Below are 15,309 nucleotides of genomic sequence, written 5' to 3' on the forward strand. Positions count from 1 at the left end.
GCGCGGCGCCGGGGGCCCCTGTCCACAGGGGACTGGGAAATACTGTCCCGTCGGGACAGCGTGGGATGGGAGCTGATGTGCACGGTCCGGACCAGGAGTTTCTCGCACTCGAACGCGAGCTGGCGGTGTTCCTGAGGCGTGCCCGGGCGTCCTCCGGCGAGATGGCCCGCGCGGTCCATCCCGAGCTGGAGGCCGCGGCCTACGGGCTCTTCGTGCGCCTGGAGGAGGGCGGCCCGCAGCGGGCCACCGAGCTCGCCGCGTACTTCGGCGTGGGCAAGGCGACCATGAGCCGCCAGCTGCGCGCCCTGGAGGACCTGGGCCTGGTGGCACGCGAGCCGGACCCGGCCGACGGGCGCGCCTCGCTGGTGCGCCTCACCGAGGAGGGCCTGGCCCGCTTCCGCCGCGTCCGCGACGCCCGCCGCGCCCAGTACGTCACCAAGCTGGCCGACTGGGACCGCCAGGAGATCGCGGAACTGGCGAGGCTGCTTCACCAGCTGAACGCGAGAGCGGACATGCAGGAGCCGGGGACACAGCCGCGCTTTTAGGGGCGCGGCGAGGATTCCCACCGCGTCACGGTCCCCCTGTCCTCAGGGGCGCGGGGAACTGCGCGACCAGCCCAAGACGGCTCGCAGCCGCGACTCAAAGCTCCACGTATACGGCGGTGGCGTCGTCGTGCGTCTTGCTGCGCCCCAAATACCTACGATCGGCATCGGCCAGCTCCAGCTCCCGCACGCGATCGATGACCCCCTGCGGCCCCACCTTGCGCAGCAGCGCCAGACACTCACCCCAGTCGCCCTCGCGAAACGTCTCCACCCACCGCGACGCACCATCGCTGAGCGCGGCAAGCGCCCGCACATCCCGCACGGGGGTGCGCCCTGTGACCGCAAGCCCGGCCACCGCCGGATCCGCCGCGGCCGTGAAGAACCCACCCTCCCGGTTACGGGCCACCGCGTCCGCCACCTCGTCCGACACGAGCGCAGACCGCGGCACCCGGTCGAGCCGGTCGTCCAGGACCGCCCGGACCACGCCCTCGGGGGACTCCAGGAGCAGCGCGGAGTCGGAGAGCACCAGATGCTCCACGGCCTCCTCGTCCCAACGCGCCACGACCACGGTCGCCTGAGGTGTACGCGGGTGAGAAAGGTCACAGGTGGAGCGGTGGGCGTCGGCGGTGCGCCTGATGGACTCGGCGAGGATCCCGGTCAGCGGTATCTCACGCCGCGAACCGGACAGTTCGGTCAGAGCGCCGCCGAGCCGCGCGGTGAACCAGGGCACGTCGTGCACACAGTCGCCGTTGCCGGGCGGTGGGGTCACCCCGTCGAGCACCACCAGCACCCCGCCCCGTCCGGCGGCGGGCAGCGCGGTGGCGGCCCAGTCCTCGTTGGGGCGTGCGGGGTCACCGGGGGCCGTGGCGAGCTCGATGCGCATACGGCCAGTCTGCACGACGCCTCCACCTGGCCTTCATGGCCGCCAATTGGCCTGGACCACTGGGCCGGAGTGCGGCTCCGGCCGGGCCTGTCGGGCCGCCGGGAAGCTGTGCGCGGGCATCCTGCCAAAGGCCGCGCGGAAGTTCCAACCGGCCTTCCGCACGAGCGGGGGCGGCCATTCCGCAGGAGTTGAAGCCCAACTCCCGAGTGTTGTTCACTCGTTCGGGTGGCGGAGTGGATGTTGCATGCCTCCTTCCCAAAACCACTGGAATGGTCGGAAGCCGTGCAGGGGTGGGAACGCGTCGCAACGGCGCAAGAGACGCATGACCGGTCGTCACCTCGGCTTCATGGGTGACGAAACAGGATTGAGAGCACCGGTGCAGAACAAGCGGCCTCGGGGCAAGGGCGGCGAGAGCGTCAAGGGCGCCGCGGACACCGCGGGCGCCGCGCGCACCGTGCGTGTACGGACCCGGCTGGTCACCTCGGTCGCCGTGGTCTCGCTCACCGTCCTGGGCGCGGGCGCCCCCGCGCTGCTCACCGCCTCCTCGGACCTCAACGACTCCCAGAGCCTGGTCACCCTGGCCGAGCTGAACCAGCAGGCCGTCACCCTGGCCCACGCCCTCGCCGACGAACGCGACGACGTCACCGCGTACATCGCGGGCGGCCGCGACCCGCGCAAGGACGCCGCCCTCAAGGACCGCGCCACCCGCGTCGACCGCCGCATCGACGAGATCCGCGCCACCGCGCCCGCGGCCCTCGGCCGCGACCTGGCCACCGTCCCCTCCCTGCGCCGCACCGCCCTCACCGGCAAGGGCACCGCCCTGGAGGCGCACCGCACGTACTCCGACGTGATCACCAAGCTGCTCGGCCTCGCCGACGAGCTGGCCGACAGGACGCCCCCGCGCGCCGCCGAGGCCACCCGCGCCCCGGGCGACCTGGGCCGCGCCGTCGAACAGGCCTCCGCCACCCGGGGCCTGCTGGTCGCCGCGCTCTCGGTGCCGCAGAAGCCCGCCACCACGGTCTACGACCCGATCACCGGGCGGTACGTCCAGAAGGACGCGGGCGACGGCGAAGAGGGGCGCACCCGGGACGCTTTGAGCGCCGCCGGGCAGCAGACGCGGGTGCGCGAGCAGTCCGCGCTCGCCGACTTCGACCAGGCGGCCTCCGCCGCCGCGCGCGAGAAGCTCTCCACCAATGTGACCGGCCCGGACGTGGCCGCCGCCGAGCGCTATCTCGCCCGCCTCACCGACCAGCCCCAACTCAGCGCCTCCGACCGCAAGTTGGGTGCCGACAAGGTCGCCGCCGCGCTCACCGCGCGGATCGACCGGATGCGCGGCACCGAGTCCGCGCTCGCCACGGCCGAGGTGAAGCGGTTCGAGGCGCTGCGCGACGACGACGTGACCGGACTCGAACTCCGGGTCGCGCTCGTCGGCGCACTGCTGCTGCTCGCCGTCGGCGTCTCCTCCGCCGGCGCCCGCAGCCTGACCCGGCCGCTCGCCGTGCTGCGGCGCGGCGCGGCCCGGCTCGCGGCGGCCCCCGAGACGGAGGAGCCGGTCCGCTTCACCGGCCGCAACGACGAGTTCGCCCAGGCCGTACGGTCCCTCAACGCGCTCCACGACCGGCTGCGCGAACACGCGGCCCGCGCCGACGCCCTCGGGGCGGAGCTGGACGACGCCCGTGAGGGACAGACCGCTCTCGCCGCCGAGCGGGCCGAACTGGCCGACTCCGTACGGGAGTTGACCGCACAGTTGGAGCGGGCGCGCGGCATCGTGCAGCACACCTTCGTCAACCTCGGCCTTCGCAGCCTCGGTCTGGTCGAGCGCCAGCTCGGCATCATCGAGGGCCTGGAGGAGCGCGAGCAGGACCCGGACCAGCTCGCCACGCTCTTCAAGCTCGACCACATGGCCACGGTCATCCGCCGCCACGGCGAGAACCTGCTGGTCCTCGCGGGCGCCGAGCACCACCACAACCACCCCGGCCCGGTTCCGCTCGTCGATGTGCTGCGGGCCGCCGTCAGCGAGATCGAGCGGTACGAGCGCGTCGTCATCCAGGCCCTGCCGCCGCACGCCCAGGTGGCCGGGTTCGCCGCCGACGACCTCAGCCACCTGGTCGCCGAGCTCCTTGAGAACGCCACCTCGTTCTCGCCGCCGGACGCCCAGGTCCAGCTCTCCGGCTGGCAGCTGGAGAGCGGCGAGGTCATGCTGTCGGTCGAGGACGAGGGCATCGGCGTGAGCCCGGCCCGCCGCACCGAGCTCAACATGCGGCTCGCGGACCCGTCCACGTACGAGCCGGGGGAGCCCGGCACCGAGACCGGGGGGCTGGGGCTGCACGTCGCCGCGCTGCTCGCCCGCCGCCACGGGGTGCGGATCGAACTGCGCGAGCAGAAGCAGGGCGGACTCGCGGCCGTGGTCGTACTGCCCGAGCCGATCCTGCCGAAGACGCCCCCGGCCGAGCCGCCGCACGTGGTGCCGGTGCAGGGCGACGCGCCGCGCTTCACACTGCCGGGCGCGCTGGCGGAGGCCAACTCCAACGTGCTGCCCGAGCGGGCGGAGCGCACGGCGGAGATCCCGATTCCGGCCCAGGCACAGGCGCAGGCGCAGGCAGAGGCCCAGGCCCCGGCCCCCGCCCCGGTCCCGCCCCCTGCCCCCGCCCCGGCTGCCGTCCCGGCCGAGGCGGACACGCACGAGCGGGTCGACGAGCCGACGTTCGAGATGCGGCTCCCGACGCCGGAGACGGCCGTCGAGGCGACGGAACCCGAGCCGCGGCCCACCGTCCCCGCACAGCGCGTCACCGACAAGGGGCTGCCCAAGCGCACCCCGAAGGTGGTCAAGGCGGGCTCCACCGCCCCCGCCGCACGCAAGAGCGGCGCGGACGTCGCCGACGCGCTCCGGCGGCGGCTCGGCGGGTTCCAGCAGGGCGCCCTGGAGGGCCGCAGGCACGCCGAGACCGAGATCCAGGAATCACAGAGCGAAGTACAGAACGAAACGCACGGCGAAGAGAAGAAGGCACAGAGGCCACAGACGGGGGAGACAGTCGAGGAGGCACGCAGTTGACTGCGACCGGCACCGGCACGTTCGGACTGAGCAGCGAAGCCCGCAATCTGCACTGGCTGTTGCGGAACCTGGTCGAGGAGGTGCCCGGCCTGCGGTCGGTCGCGGTCGTCTCCTCGGACGGTCTGCTGCTGCTCTCGTCCGACCCGGACCAGCGGCAGACCCGTACGGAGCCCCGCCCCGAGGGGCCGCGCGGCTCCAGCGCGGACCTCGCCACCATCGTCTCCGGCATCGCCAGCCTCACCCACGGCGCGGCGCGGCTGATGGACGGCGGCGGCGTCAAGCAGACCGTGGTCGCGATGGAAGAGGGCAGCGTCTTCGTCATGGCGGTCAGCGACGGCTCGCTGCTCGGCGTGCACGCGACCCCGGACTGCGATGTGAGCGTCGTCGCGTACCACATGGCCCTCTTCGTCGGCCGCGCCGGACACGTGCTCACCCCCGAACTCCGCAGCGAGCTGCGCCAGTCGATGGAGGCCGTCCAGTGACTTCGTCCGCCCCCAAGCTGCCGGTACGAGGTGGCGGCCGCAAACCCGCGCGGGTCCGCCCGTACTCGCTCACGGGAGGCCGCACCCGCTTCGGCCACATCCTCCTCGTGGAGACGTTCGTGGCGGCCATCGAAGCGCCCGAGGAGCGCAAGGCGCTGGGCGGCTCGCCGCTGCGGATGATGCCGGAGATGCGGGCGATCGTGGAGATCTGCCGGGCGATGCGTACGGTCGCGGAGATCTCGGCGCTGCTGAGAATGCCGCTGGGGGTCGTCCGGGTGCTGCTCAGCGACCTGGCCGACCAGGGAAGGATCCGCGTGTACGGGACCGGGCACGGCCCCGGGCGGCCCGACCGCGCACTGCTCGAAAGGGTCATGAGTGGACTCCGCCGCCTCTGAACCCCTGGCGCCCGAAGCCGCCGAGGAGGAGCTGCGGCCCTGGCAGCAGGACCGCACGAGGGCCCCCATCGCGACGAAGGTGGTGGTGGCGGGCGGCTTCGGCGTGGGCAAGACGACGTTCGTCTCGTCCGTCTCGGAAATCACCCCGCTCCAGACGGAGGCGGTGATGACCCAGGCGAGCGAAGGCACGGACGACCTCTCGTCGACCCCGGAGAAGACCACCACGACGGTGGCCATGGACTTCGGCCGCATCACGCTCGACGACGACCTCGTCCTGTACGTGTTCGGCACGCCCGGGCAGCAGCGGTTCTGGTTCATGTGGGACGACATCGTGCGCGGGGCGATCGGCGCGGTGGTGCTCGCCGACACCCGGCGGCTGTCCGACTGCTTCCCGGCGCTCGACTACTTCGAGAGCTGCGGCCTGCCGTACATCGTGGCGGTCAACCACTTCGAGGGCACCGAGTCGTTCGAGCCCGAGGACGTCCGGGAGGCGCTGACGGTGCCGCCGCACATTCCTGTGGTGATCATGGACGCGCGCGACAAGATCACGGTGATCGAGTCGCTCCTTGCCCTGGTGGCGCACGCGCTGGAAGAGCTGCCGGAGTAGCGCGGCACTCGCTCGTTTGTTTACTCACGTATCTGCTGACGTATCGGAGAACACTCGCATGCGGAGAATCCTGATAGTCGGGGCCGGTCAGTCCGGGCTCCAGCTGGCCCTCGGACTCCAGTCGAAGGGGTACGAGGTCACCCTGATGTCCAACCGCACGGCCGACGAGATCCGCTCCGGGCGGGTCATGTCGACGCAGTGCATGTTCCACACGGCCCTCCAGCACGAACGGGACCTGGGCCTGAACTTCTGGGAGTCCCAGGCCCCGCGCATCGAGGGCCTGGGCGTCTCGGTGGCCGGCCCCGACGCCTCGCGCCCCGTCGACTGGGTCGGTCACCTGGACGGCTTCGCGCAGTCGGTCGACCAGCGGGTCAAGATGGCGGGCTGGATGGAGACGTTCGCACAGCGCGGCGGCCAGCTGGTGATCCACGGGGCGGCGGTCTCCGACCTGGACTTCTTCGCGCGGACGTACGACCTGGTGCTGGTGTCGGCGGGCAAGGGCGAGCTGGTGTCGATGTTCGGCCGCGACGCCTCGCGCTCCCCGTACACCGAGCCGCAGCGGGCGCTGGCGGTGTCGTACGTGCACGGGCTCGGCCCGCGCCCCGAGCACCCCGACTTCGACGCGGTCCGCTGCAACCTGGTGCCCGGGGTGGGCGAGCTGTTCGTGATGCCGACGCTCACGACGTCGGGCCGGGCGGACATCCTCTTCTGGGAGGGTATCCCCGGCGGCCCGCTGGACGCGTTCCGGGGCGTGACGGACCCCGGCGAGCACCTGTCCCTGACCCTGGAGCTGATGGAGCGCTTCACGCCCTGGGAGTACGCGCGGGCGACGAAGGTCGAACTGACGGACGCCGGGGGCACATTGGCGGGCCGGTACGCCCCCACGGTCCGCAACCCCGTCGGCCGGCTGCCCGGCGGCGGCCTGGTCCTGGGCGTGGCGGACGTGGTCGTCGCCAACGACCCCATCACCGGCCAGGGCTCCAACTCGGCGGCCAAGTGTGCGGCGTCGTACCTGACGTCGATCGTGGAGCGGGGGGAGGAGGCGTTCGACGAGGAGTGGATGCGTGCGACCTTCGACCGGTACTGGGAGACGGCGCGGCACGTGGTGAAGTGGACGAACGCGATGCTGGGGGTGCCGCCGGAGCACGTCCTCAACCTGATCGGCGCGGCAACCGAACTCCAGCCGGTCGCCGACCGCTTCGCGAACGGTTTCGACGACCCGTCGGACTTCGAGAACTTCTTCTTCGAGGAGGAGAAGGCGGGGGCGTACTTGGCGGAGGTGGCGGCGCGGGCGGCGTGACGCCCGGGGGGCGACAGCCCCCACCCCGCCCCTTCCCGCTGTGACATGTGCGGCTCCGCGGCGTGGCCTGGGTGGGTGGGGGCTTAGGGGGGGGGTTTCCGGGGGCTGCGCCCCGAACCCCGGCCGGGGCTGCGCCCCGAACCCCGCGTTTTTCTGCGGGTGGGTGGGGGCTGGTCGCGCAGTTCCCCGCGCCCCTGAAGGCAGAAGGGGGCCCGGCCACATTCAGTCCTCCGGCGTGAGGGGCGGGGCCCGTACATCCAGCCCCTCAGGCGTGCGGGGAGCGGGGCGCGGCACATCCAGCCCCTCCGGTGTGCAAGGAGCAGGGCCCGCGAATTCAGCCCCTCCGGCGTTTGAGGAGCGGGGACCGGGGCGGAGCCCCGAAGTGGGGACCGGAGCCCCGAAGTGGGGACCGGAGCCCCGAAGTGGGGACCGGGGGCGAGCAGCCCCGGTAACCCACCCGCCCCCGTGCCGGGTCCGGGGCGGAGCCCCGGAGCGGGGGCGGGGGCGCAGACCCGGCGGGGGTACCGGGGGCGGAGCCCCCGTGAGCGGGGTGCAGGGGCCGCAGGCCCCGCGCTGGGGGTCCGGGGGCGTAGCCCCCGGAGAACCCACCTCAACCCACCCCCACCCCCGGAGGGTCCAGGTGAAGGGGCGGGGTGGGGCTAATCCCCCGGAGGGGCATCCGACCCGTAGCCCTCGTCCGAGTCCGCCCCCGCATCCGCCCCCACCCCCGCCGCCCCCACGGGCAACTTCGGCGGCCGATAAGACCGCAGCGCCCTCACCCCCGGATCGGGCCGGACCGCTCCCAGGAGGGGATTCGACGCGATCGGGGAGATCTTGACCCGGGTGCCGGGGCGCGGGGCCTGGACCACCAGGCCGTCGCCCAGGTACATGGCCACGTGCGTCGCCGTGGGGTAGTACACCACCAGGTCCCCGGGCCGCAGCGACCGGAGCGGGACGCGCGGCAGCGACGCCCACTGCTCCTGGCTCGTGCGCGGAATCGCCCGCCCCGCATGCGCCCACGCCTGCGAGGTCAAGCCCGAGCAGTCGAAAGACCCCGGCCCCTCCGCCCCCCACACATACGGCTTGCCGAGCTGTCCGACCGCGTACCGCAGCGCCTGCTCGCCCTCCTCCGACGGCGCCCGCGCCCCGCTCAGCGCCCCCGTGGCCAGCAGATCCCGCTGGGCCTTCGCCATGCCGTCCCGCTCCAGGCGGCCCAGCTCGACGAGTTGGTCCTCGCTCAGCGACGCCAGCAGGCCCTCCACGCCCTTGAGCCGGTTCCGTACCTCGTCCCGCGCCCGCCGCTGGCGCGCGGCCAGCAGGGTCTGCTCGTCCAGCGCCTTGCGCGCCGCCCGCGCGAGACCGTCCGCCTGCTTCTCCGTCCGCGCGAGCCGCGCGACCGACGCCCGGCGCTCGTCCGCCGCCCGCCGCATGAGGTGCCCCTGGTCGAGTGCCCCCTGCGGGTCCCTGGCCAGCAACAACTGCATGTACGTGGAGAGTTCCGAACGGCCCTGGTACTGCTCCCGGGCCAGTCGGCCCGCTGCCTCCCGGCTCTCCGCCAGGGTGACCCGCGCCTTCGTCAGCCCGGCCGCGACCTTTTTCTCTTCCGCCTTGCGCCGCTTCAGCTGTTCCTCGGCGGCGTTGTACGCCTCGGACGCCTCCTCGGCCTGCCGGTACAGCGTCTGCATCTGCGTCAGCAGACCGCCCACCGACCTCTCCGGCGGAGTGGGTGCGGCCTGCGCCGTGGGGACGGCCGAGACGAGGGCCGCCGCGACGGCCGCAGCCGTGCACACCGTAAGCAGAGATCTGTCTGGCATGTGCTCACCTCCGGTCGGATGGTGGCACGGTGATCAGGACCGCCGCCCGCCGAGCCGGGTGAATGGTGCGAATCCGTCGCCCGTACGGCCGTACTCCGGTGCGGGCGCTTGCCCCAGCGCCCGCCCTGTGCGTACGGGGAGTCGAACTACCGCACCGGCAGCGCGTACAGCGTTGCCCCGTGCCACACCACCGCCGTGTCCGTGCCCGCCGCCACCGCCCGGTAGGTGCCCCGGTCCGCTGACTGCTCCTTGCTGCCCGCGTCCTGGAACTTCCACAGCCGCTCGCCGCTCGCCGCGTCCAGCGCCGTCACCTGGATCGGGTCGAGCGCCAGGACCGTACGGCCGGACGCGCTCGCCACCGTGCGGGTCTCCACCGGGGCGGGCGGCGCCAGGTCCGTCGAGCCGACCCACATCTCCCGGCCGTCCGCCGAGGTGACCGCCGCCACCTTGGTGGTCGTGTCGGGGGCGTACACAACTCCCTTGCTCACCAAGGGGGTTCCGTATGTCCCCGCGCCCTTGCCCCGCTGCCAGCGCATCTTCGTCGTCTCCAGGTCGAACGCCTGGAGGCCGCCGCCGGACGTGGTCAGCAGCGTGCCGTCGGGCGAAAGGACCGCCCCGTCGGTGGGGAGCACCGCCCCGTACGACCGCGCCCACAGGTCCTTGCCCGTCTTCGGGTCGACCGCGAAGAACTGCGCGAGCACCTGCTTGGCGCCCTTCGGCGGGCTGGGCGCGGGGCGCCGCGCGATCAGTCGGCCGCCTACGACGGTCGCCCACTCGAACGTCTCGCCCCGGCCGAGCGGGCGGCGCCACAGCGTGGTGCGGGTCGCGATGTCGTACCCGTACAGCGCCGTGTCCTTGCCGACCGTGGCCGTGAACCACACCGTCGTGCCGTCGTGCGCGCGCACCTGGGGGGTGCCCATGCCGGGTGCGAGCTGTGCGTACGCCACCTTCTGGCGGATCGCGCCGTCCGCCACCGCGAACCAGGTGAAGTCGGTGGGGCCGACGCCGAACGCCACCGCCGCGTCCGGGCCCGCCGGCTGGAGCTGGGCGAGACCGGCCAGCTCGGGGCGGGTCCACAGCTGCTTGCCGGTGCGCAGGTCGACGCCGGTGAGCGCGGCGCCGGGCACGACCAGGACCGCGCCCTGTACGAGCGGGGTGCCGAGGAGCCTGCCGCCGGGCACCGCGTACCCCCAGCGGGCGGCCGGAGGCGTGCCGGGCACAGGCTGCGGGCGGGCGGTGGGCTTGCTGTCGGCGGCGGGGGCCTTGCCGTCCCCGTCGTCCCCGTCGAACGCCAGCACCCCGGCGGCGCCCACCGCGAGCCCGGCCAGCGCCGCGAGCCCGGCGGTCAGCAGCGCCCGCCGGTCGGCGGCGAGCCGGGAGAGGGCCTTGGCGGCGGCGGCCCGGGCCGTGTCCGGGGCCCGCTCCGGTTGTACGGGCAGGGGCTGCGGCGACGGCCAGGCGGGCTGCGGGGGAGCGGCGGCGGCCGGGTGCCCGTTGAGCCCCGGCGCGGGCAGCGGCAGCGGAGCGGCGGGCTCCGGCACTCGGTCCGCCACCACCGCGCCCGGCAACTCCTGGGCCTGCGCGGCCCGTTCGGCGATCGCGGCCGTCACGCGCGGCGGCAGCCACCCCGCGCCGGGCGTCGGGGCCGCCCCGTCGGGGAGCAGCTCGGCGGCCACCTCGGCCGGGGCCGGGCGCGCCCCGGGCGCCTTGGCCAGACAGCGGCCGAGCAGGGGGCGCAGGGCGGCCGGGACCGGGGTGAGGTCCGGGACGGAGTGCGCGATGCGGTGGGCGGCCGCGTCGGCCGGGCCGGAGTCGAACGGGCCCGCGCCGCCGGCCGCGTACGCGAGGAGCATGCCCAGCATGAAGACGTCGGCGGCGGGTCCGGGCTGCTCCCCGGCGACCTGTTCCGGCGTCAGATAGCCGACGGTCACACCGAGCCGGCCGCCCTCCCCGGCGCTCGCCGCGCTGGCGCCGCCGAGCACGCCGAAGGCGGTGACCAGCGGCCCGTCGGCGGTGAGCAGCACGACGTCGGGGCCCAGCCCCTGGAAGGCCTCGCCGGTCACCGCGTGCGCCCGCTCCAGGGTGGCGGCGAGGGCCGCGCCCAGGGTGCGCACGGCTCGCTCGGGCAGCGGTCCGGCCAGTGCCACCGCCTCGGCGAGGGTGAGCGCGGCCGTGAACGGGGTGGCGAGCCACGGCAGCCACTCCTCGGGGCCGGTGGCGAGCACCGGCGGCACCCAGGGCCCGGCGAGCCGCTCGGCCGCCTGCGCCTCGGCGCGGAAGCGGCTGCGGAAGGCGGGCAGCGCGGCCAGGTCGGGGCGGGCGGCGGTGACGGAGACCCCGCGCCCGTCCGCCCCGTGGGCGAGATAGACCCGGGCGGTGCCGGTCTCGCGCAGCCTGGCCCGCATCCGGTACGGACCGAGCTCGCGCGGTTCCTCGGCGGTCAGCGCCTCCATGGTTCAACTCCCCCTGCGGCACGGCGTGGACCAGCGAGCTTATCGCGCCCCACGGACACCGTGAGCGCGCCCAGGGCCTGTCCGGTGGGTCTGGTCGGCACGCGGGGGTCGGCACGCCCTCCCCCAAGGCCTAAAGGGCCAGGGGGGACCCCCAGCGGCGTTGTCGTCAATCACCGACGCTCCGCGTCGCTTCAATCCTCCGCCTTGCAGCATGGGGGTCTCCCCTGCTCGAACGAAGTTGAGAGCTTGGGGAAGCACCACACCCCCGCTCCCCAGCACCGAACACGCACCCCGAACCGAGGCCGACCAGACCCACCGGACAGGCCCTACGCCCCGGGCTTCGGCTTGCTCCAGGGCCAGCGGCGCGGCTCGCGTCCCTCGGGGGCGTAGGTGTACTTCCAGCCGCGCGGCAGCCCGAGCCGCTTGCTGTGTCCGGCGGGTTCGAGGCGGTACGCGTGGACGGCCGGCGGGCCGCCGTCGGCGTCCGGCACCGGGAGCTCGTACCACTGGGGCGGCTTGCCGGTGGGGCCGATCAGTACGGGCAGGACGCGCCCGTCGAGGGGCCCGCCCACAAAGAGGGTGTTCTCGCTCTGCACGCCTCAAGTGTCACACCGGCGGTCCGCGCCGCGCGCGTCACAGCAGGTGGGTGGCTTCGGAGAGGACCGGGATCACCCGGCGGGCGAGGAGTCCGGCCGGCCCTTCGGCCGACTCCAGGGCCAGCGCGGCCCGGACCGCGGCGGCCGCCTGCGGGTCGGTGGCGGCGGTCGCGGTGAGCAGGGCCACCAGGTGGTCGACCAGCCAGTCGCGCAGCTCCGGCAGCGGCGGCTGCTTCTCCTCGTCGAGCCAGATCAGGGAGGCGGCCTCGACCGCCGCGATCCAGGTGCGGACCATCATCCGCAGCCGTGCACCCGGATACTCCACCCTCAGGTGGAGGAGGATCTGCTCGGCGGCTGCCCGGCGCACCTCGTCGACTATCGCGGTCGTCCGGGAGGTCTCGGCGACGCTGCCGCCCTGGAGCAGGGCGGAGAACCCGGCGTCGTGCTCATCCACGAAGGCGAGGTAGCGGTCCAGGGCGTGGGTCAGGCGCTGGGTGAGCGGGCCGCTCTGGGCCTGGGCGAAGCAGAGTTCGAGCTCGTCGGCCGCCGAGCGCAGCGCCGCCTCGTACAGCTGCTGCTTGCCGCCGGGGAAGTAGCGGTAGACCAGTGGGCGGGAGACCCCGGCCGCCTCGGCGACGTCGTCGAGCGAGACGTCCTCCGGCGCCCGGTGCGCGAAGAGCGACAGCGCGGCGCCGAGGAGCTGGGTGCGGCGCTCCTCGACGCTGAGCCTGCGGTACGCGGGGGTGGCGGCCGGTGAGGTCATACGGGCAGCGTAATCCCCGGGTCGGCGCTTCAGGCCGGTGCTCGCGTGCGGTTGGCCGGGAGTGAAGGGCACGGTGAAGGCACGCGCGGCGGTCAGGCCAGCAGCCCTGAGCTCTGCCACAGCCGGCGGCCGGCGCCGCGCAGCACGCCTATGTCGTCGAGGAAGTCGGTGAGCCGCTTGGCGCCGTTCTGCATGACCTCGCGCCGGTGGCCGCTGGCCTTCACCTGGGCGACGGCCTCCCGGCGGTCCAGGCCGACGTTCTCGTACACCTGGGGGTTGACGAAGCAGGTGGAGAAGACACGGGCCGCCTGGCCGCAGCTGACCCGGGTCAGCTCCCGCTCCCAGGCGGGCGCGGTGACCATCTGGCGCCGCAACTCCTCGCGGGCGTACCGGACATGGCGGGCCTCCTCGACCACGTGGATGCGGGTGACGCCGCGCATCAGGGTCTGCACCCGCTCGTCGGGGAAGGTCAGCCGCTGCATCCAGTCGAGGATCTCCTCGCCGAGCAGGGTGGCCGCGAAGGAGCCGGGGGTGGTGGAGACGGTCTTCAGGACGCGCGCGAGGTTGTGGTAGAGCCGGGGGACCGGGTAGGTCGGCGCCCCGCCCTGCTTGATCACCCGGGCGAACATCATCGAGTGGCGGCACTCGTCGGCGATCTCGGTGAGCGCGTAGCGGACATGGTTGCTGGTCACCGGCTTGTCGTAGATGTGCCGTACGAGCAGCTGCATCAGGATGATCTCGAACCAGATGCCGAGCGAGCCGAGCGAGGCGGCCTCGTGGCGGGCCAGTTCGAAGCGCTGGTCCTCGGACATCTTGTGCCACATCGGGGTGTCGTAGAGGGAGAGCAGCTCCGGGGGCCAGAACCACTTGCCGTCCTCGAACGGCGCATCCCAGTCCAGTTCCTTGTCGGGGTCGAAGGAGTGCTTGGCGGACGACGCGAGGAGCCGCTCGGCGACTTCCTCGCGGTCCCGGAGCAGTCCGAGGGCGTCGCGGAGCACTTCGCTTGTCGTCTCGGTCGTCATGGCTGGGGCACCTCGGTGAGTCGGCCTCGAAGGGGGTTACCGGCGGTCAAGTCTTATGAGACTGCTTGTCAGCAAGCTCGTCAATCCCTTGGGCCCGACTTGTTGACCCGGCGTCTACCAACGTGTGAGCCTGCCAATGAGGCAGCGTGTAACGGCCAGTCAGGAAGCCAGTCAGGAAGCCGGTCGGGAAGCCGGTCGGGAAGCCGGTCGGGAAGCCGGTCGGGAAGCCGGTCAGGAAGTCCAGCGAGGCGAATCAGGAAGTTCCGCGAGGCGAAGGAGCCGCACGTGTCGACGCACGACCTGTATGTGAACGGCCCACAAGACCCCCTCTGGGAGGTCCCGGCCTCGGGAGCGGCCCGCTTCAGCTGGGACTACGACGACGGACGCGAGCGCCTTCTCGCCCTGTACCAGAAGGGCAAGGACAAGCAGTGGGACGGCGCCAAACGGATCGACTGGGGCATCGAGGTCGACCCGTACGACCCGCTCGGGACGCCCGACGAGGCGATGACCCTCTACGGCACGCGCTACTGGTCCAAGCTGACCGACAAGGACAAGGGCGAGCTGCGCCGGCACTACACCTCCTGGCAGTTCAGCCAGTTCCTCCACGGCGAGCAGGGCGCGATGGTGTGCGCGGCGCGGATCGTGGAGTCGGTGCCGGACCTCGACGCCAAGTTCTACTCCGCCACCCAGACCATGGACGAGGCCCGGCACGCCGAGGTCTACGGCCGGTTCCTGCACGAGAAGATCGGGATGCTCTACCCGGTCAACGACAACCTCCAGGGGCTGCTCGGCGACACCCTGCGCGACTCGCGCTGGGACATGCCCTACCTCGGCATGCAGGTCCTCATCGAGGGCCTCGCGCTCGCCGCGTTCGGCATGCTCCGCGACACCACCGACAAGCCGCTGCCCAAGCAGATCCTGGCGTATGTGATGCAGGACGAGGCCCGGCACGTGGCGTTCGGACGGATGGCCCTGCGCGACTACTACAAGCAGCTCAGCGACGCGGAGCTGCGCGAGCGCGAGGAATTCGTCATCGAGGGCTGCTACTTGATGCGCGACCGGCTGCGCGGGATCGAGGTGCTGGAGAACTTCGGCATCCCCAAGGCGGAGGCCGAGGAGTTCTCGGAGCAGAACGAGTTCCTGCACCTGTTCCGCAAGCTGCTGTTCAGCCGCATCGTCCCCTGCGTCAAGGACATCGGCCTGTGGGGCAAGCGCCTCCAGCGGGCGTACGTGGACATGGGCGTCCTGGAACTAGGCGACTCCGACCTCGACCTGCTGATGGCCGAGGACGAGGAGATCGCGGAGCAGCTGGACCGTGAGCGGTTCGCCCGGGAGGAGAAGGCGCGGGTCGCGGAGGTGGCGGAGGCGGTCACGGAGGGCGCGACGGGCTGACCGCGACG

The 15,309-nt window shown here is 73.1% G+C and carries 13 protein-coding genes; 7 read left to right on the forward strand and 6 right to left on the reverse strand.

Annotation, left to right across the window (positions count from 1 at the left end; translation table 11 throughout):
• Positions 1 to 65: 65 nt before the first annotated feature.
• On the forward strand, positions 66 to 545 hold the full coding sequence (locus tag ACZ499_RS28215) for a MarR family winged helix-turn-helix transcriptional regulator (RefSeq protein ID WP_468406287.1): 480 nt from the start codon (positions 66 to 68) through the stop codon (positions 543 to 545).
• Between the two features lie 94 nt (positions 546 to 639).
• On the opposite strand, the gene ACZ499_RS28220 is transcribed toward ACZ499_RS28215, so the two are convergent.
• Positions 640 to 1,425: a hypothetical protein gene (locus ACZ499_RS28220; RefSeq protein WP_468679059.1), complete on the reverse strand. Its 786-nt coding sequence runs from the start codon at positions 1,423 to 1,425 to the stop codon at positions 640 to 642.
• 376 nt (positions 1,426 to 1,801) lie between these two features.
• Between ACZ499_RS28220 and ACZ499_RS28225 the strand changes: the two genes are divergently transcribed.
• From ACZ499_RS28225 to ACZ499_RS28245, 5 genes are read left to right on the forward strand one after another with little or no spacing between them, the layout of a single operon-like run.
• Positions 1,802 to 4,477 carry a sensor histidine kinase gene (locus ACZ499_RS28225; RefSeq protein ID WP_468679060.1) on the forward strand — a complete coding sequence of 892 codons (2,676 nt, stop codon included), beginning with the start codon at positions 1,802 to 1,804 and terminating at the stop codon, positions 4,475 to 4,477.
• The gene (locus ACZ499_RS28230; RefSeq protein ID WP_468679061.1) at positions 4,474 to 4,959 is read left to right on the forward strand and encodes a roadblock/LC7 domain-containing protein; all 486 of its coding nucleotides are present in this window, start codon (positions 4,474 to 4,476) and stop codon (positions 4,957 to 4,959) included. Before ACZ499_RS28225 ends, ACZ499_RS28230 begins: the two co-directional genes overlap by 4 nt.
• Positions 4,956 to 5,354, forward strand: a complete 399-nt coding sequence (locus ACZ499_RS28235; protein ID WP_468679063.1) for a DUF742 domain-containing protein — start codon at positions 4,956 to 4,958, stop codon at positions 5,352 to 5,354. Before ACZ499_RS28230 ends, ACZ499_RS28235 begins: the two co-directional genes overlap by 4 nt.
• Positions 5,335 to 5,961: a GTP-binding protein gene (locus ACZ499_RS28240; protein ID WP_468679064.1), complete on the forward strand. Its 627-nt coding sequence runs from the start codon at positions 5,335 to 5,337 to the stop codon at positions 5,959 to 5,961. Before ACZ499_RS28235 ends, ACZ499_RS28240 begins: the two co-directional genes overlap by 20 nt.
• A 58-nt stretch (positions 5,962 to 6,019) precedes the next feature.
• A complete protein-coding gene (locus ACZ499_RS28245) occupies positions 6,020 to 7,261 on the forward strand; it encodes a styrene monooxygenase/indole monooxygenase family protein (RefSeq protein ID WP_468679066.1) in 1,242 nt (413 codons plus the stop codon).
• A gap of 659 nt (positions 7,262 to 7,920) precedes the next feature.
• On the opposite strand, the gene ACZ499_RS28250 is transcribed toward ACZ499_RS28245, so the two are convergent.
• The 5 genes from ACZ499_RS28250 to ACZ499_RS28270 form a co-directional block, all read right to left on the reverse strand.
• Positions 7,921 to 9,075 carry a C40 family peptidase gene (locus tag ACZ499_RS28250; RefSeq protein ID WP_468679068.1) on the reverse strand — a complete coding sequence of 385 codons (1,155 nt, stop codon included), beginning with the start codon at positions 9,073 to 9,075 and terminating at the stop codon, positions 7,921 to 7,923.
• 146 nt (positions 9,076 to 9,221) lie between these two features.
• Positions 9,222 to 11,528 carry an outer membrane protein assembly factor BamB family protein gene (locus ACZ499_RS28255; protein WP_468679069.1) on the reverse strand — a complete coding sequence of 769 codons (2,307 nt, stop codon included), beginning with the start codon at positions 11,526 to 11,528 and terminating at the stop codon, positions 9,222 to 9,224.
• A gap of 326 nt (positions 11,529 to 11,854) precedes the next feature.
• Positions 11,855 to 12,124, reverse strand: a complete 270-nt coding sequence (locus tag ACZ499_RS28260) for a hypothetical protein (protein ID WP_468679071.1) — start codon at positions 12,122 to 12,124, stop codon at positions 11,855 to 11,857.
• A gap of 37 nt (positions 12,125 to 12,161) precedes the next feature.
• Positions 12,162 to 12,887: a TetR/AcrR family transcriptional regulator gene (locus ACZ499_RS28265; protein WP_468679073.1), complete on the reverse strand. Its 726-nt coding sequence runs from the start codon at positions 12,885 to 12,887 to the stop codon at positions 12,162 to 12,164.
• A 92-nt stretch (positions 12,888 to 12,979) separates the two neighbouring features.
• The gene (locus tag ACZ499_RS28270) at positions 12,980 to 13,909 is read right to left on the reverse strand and encodes an AurF N-oxygenase family protein (RefSeq protein ID WP_468679074.1); all 930 of its coding nucleotides are present in this window, start codon (positions 13,907 to 13,909) and stop codon (positions 12,980 to 12,982) included.
• Between the two features lie 285 nt (positions 13,910 to 14,194).
• On the opposite strand from ACZ499_RS28270, the gene ACZ499_RS28275 reads away from it, so the two are divergent.
• Entirely contained in the window at positions 14,195 to 15,301 is a 1,107-nt protein-coding gene (locus tag ACZ499_RS28275; RefSeq protein ID WP_468679076.1) for a ferritin-like domain-containing protein, read from the forward strand.
• The last annotated feature ends 8 nt before the right edge of the window (positions 15,302 to 15,309 follow it).

It is taken from the genome of Streptomyces sp. NPDC031265, from assembly GCF_055570295.1.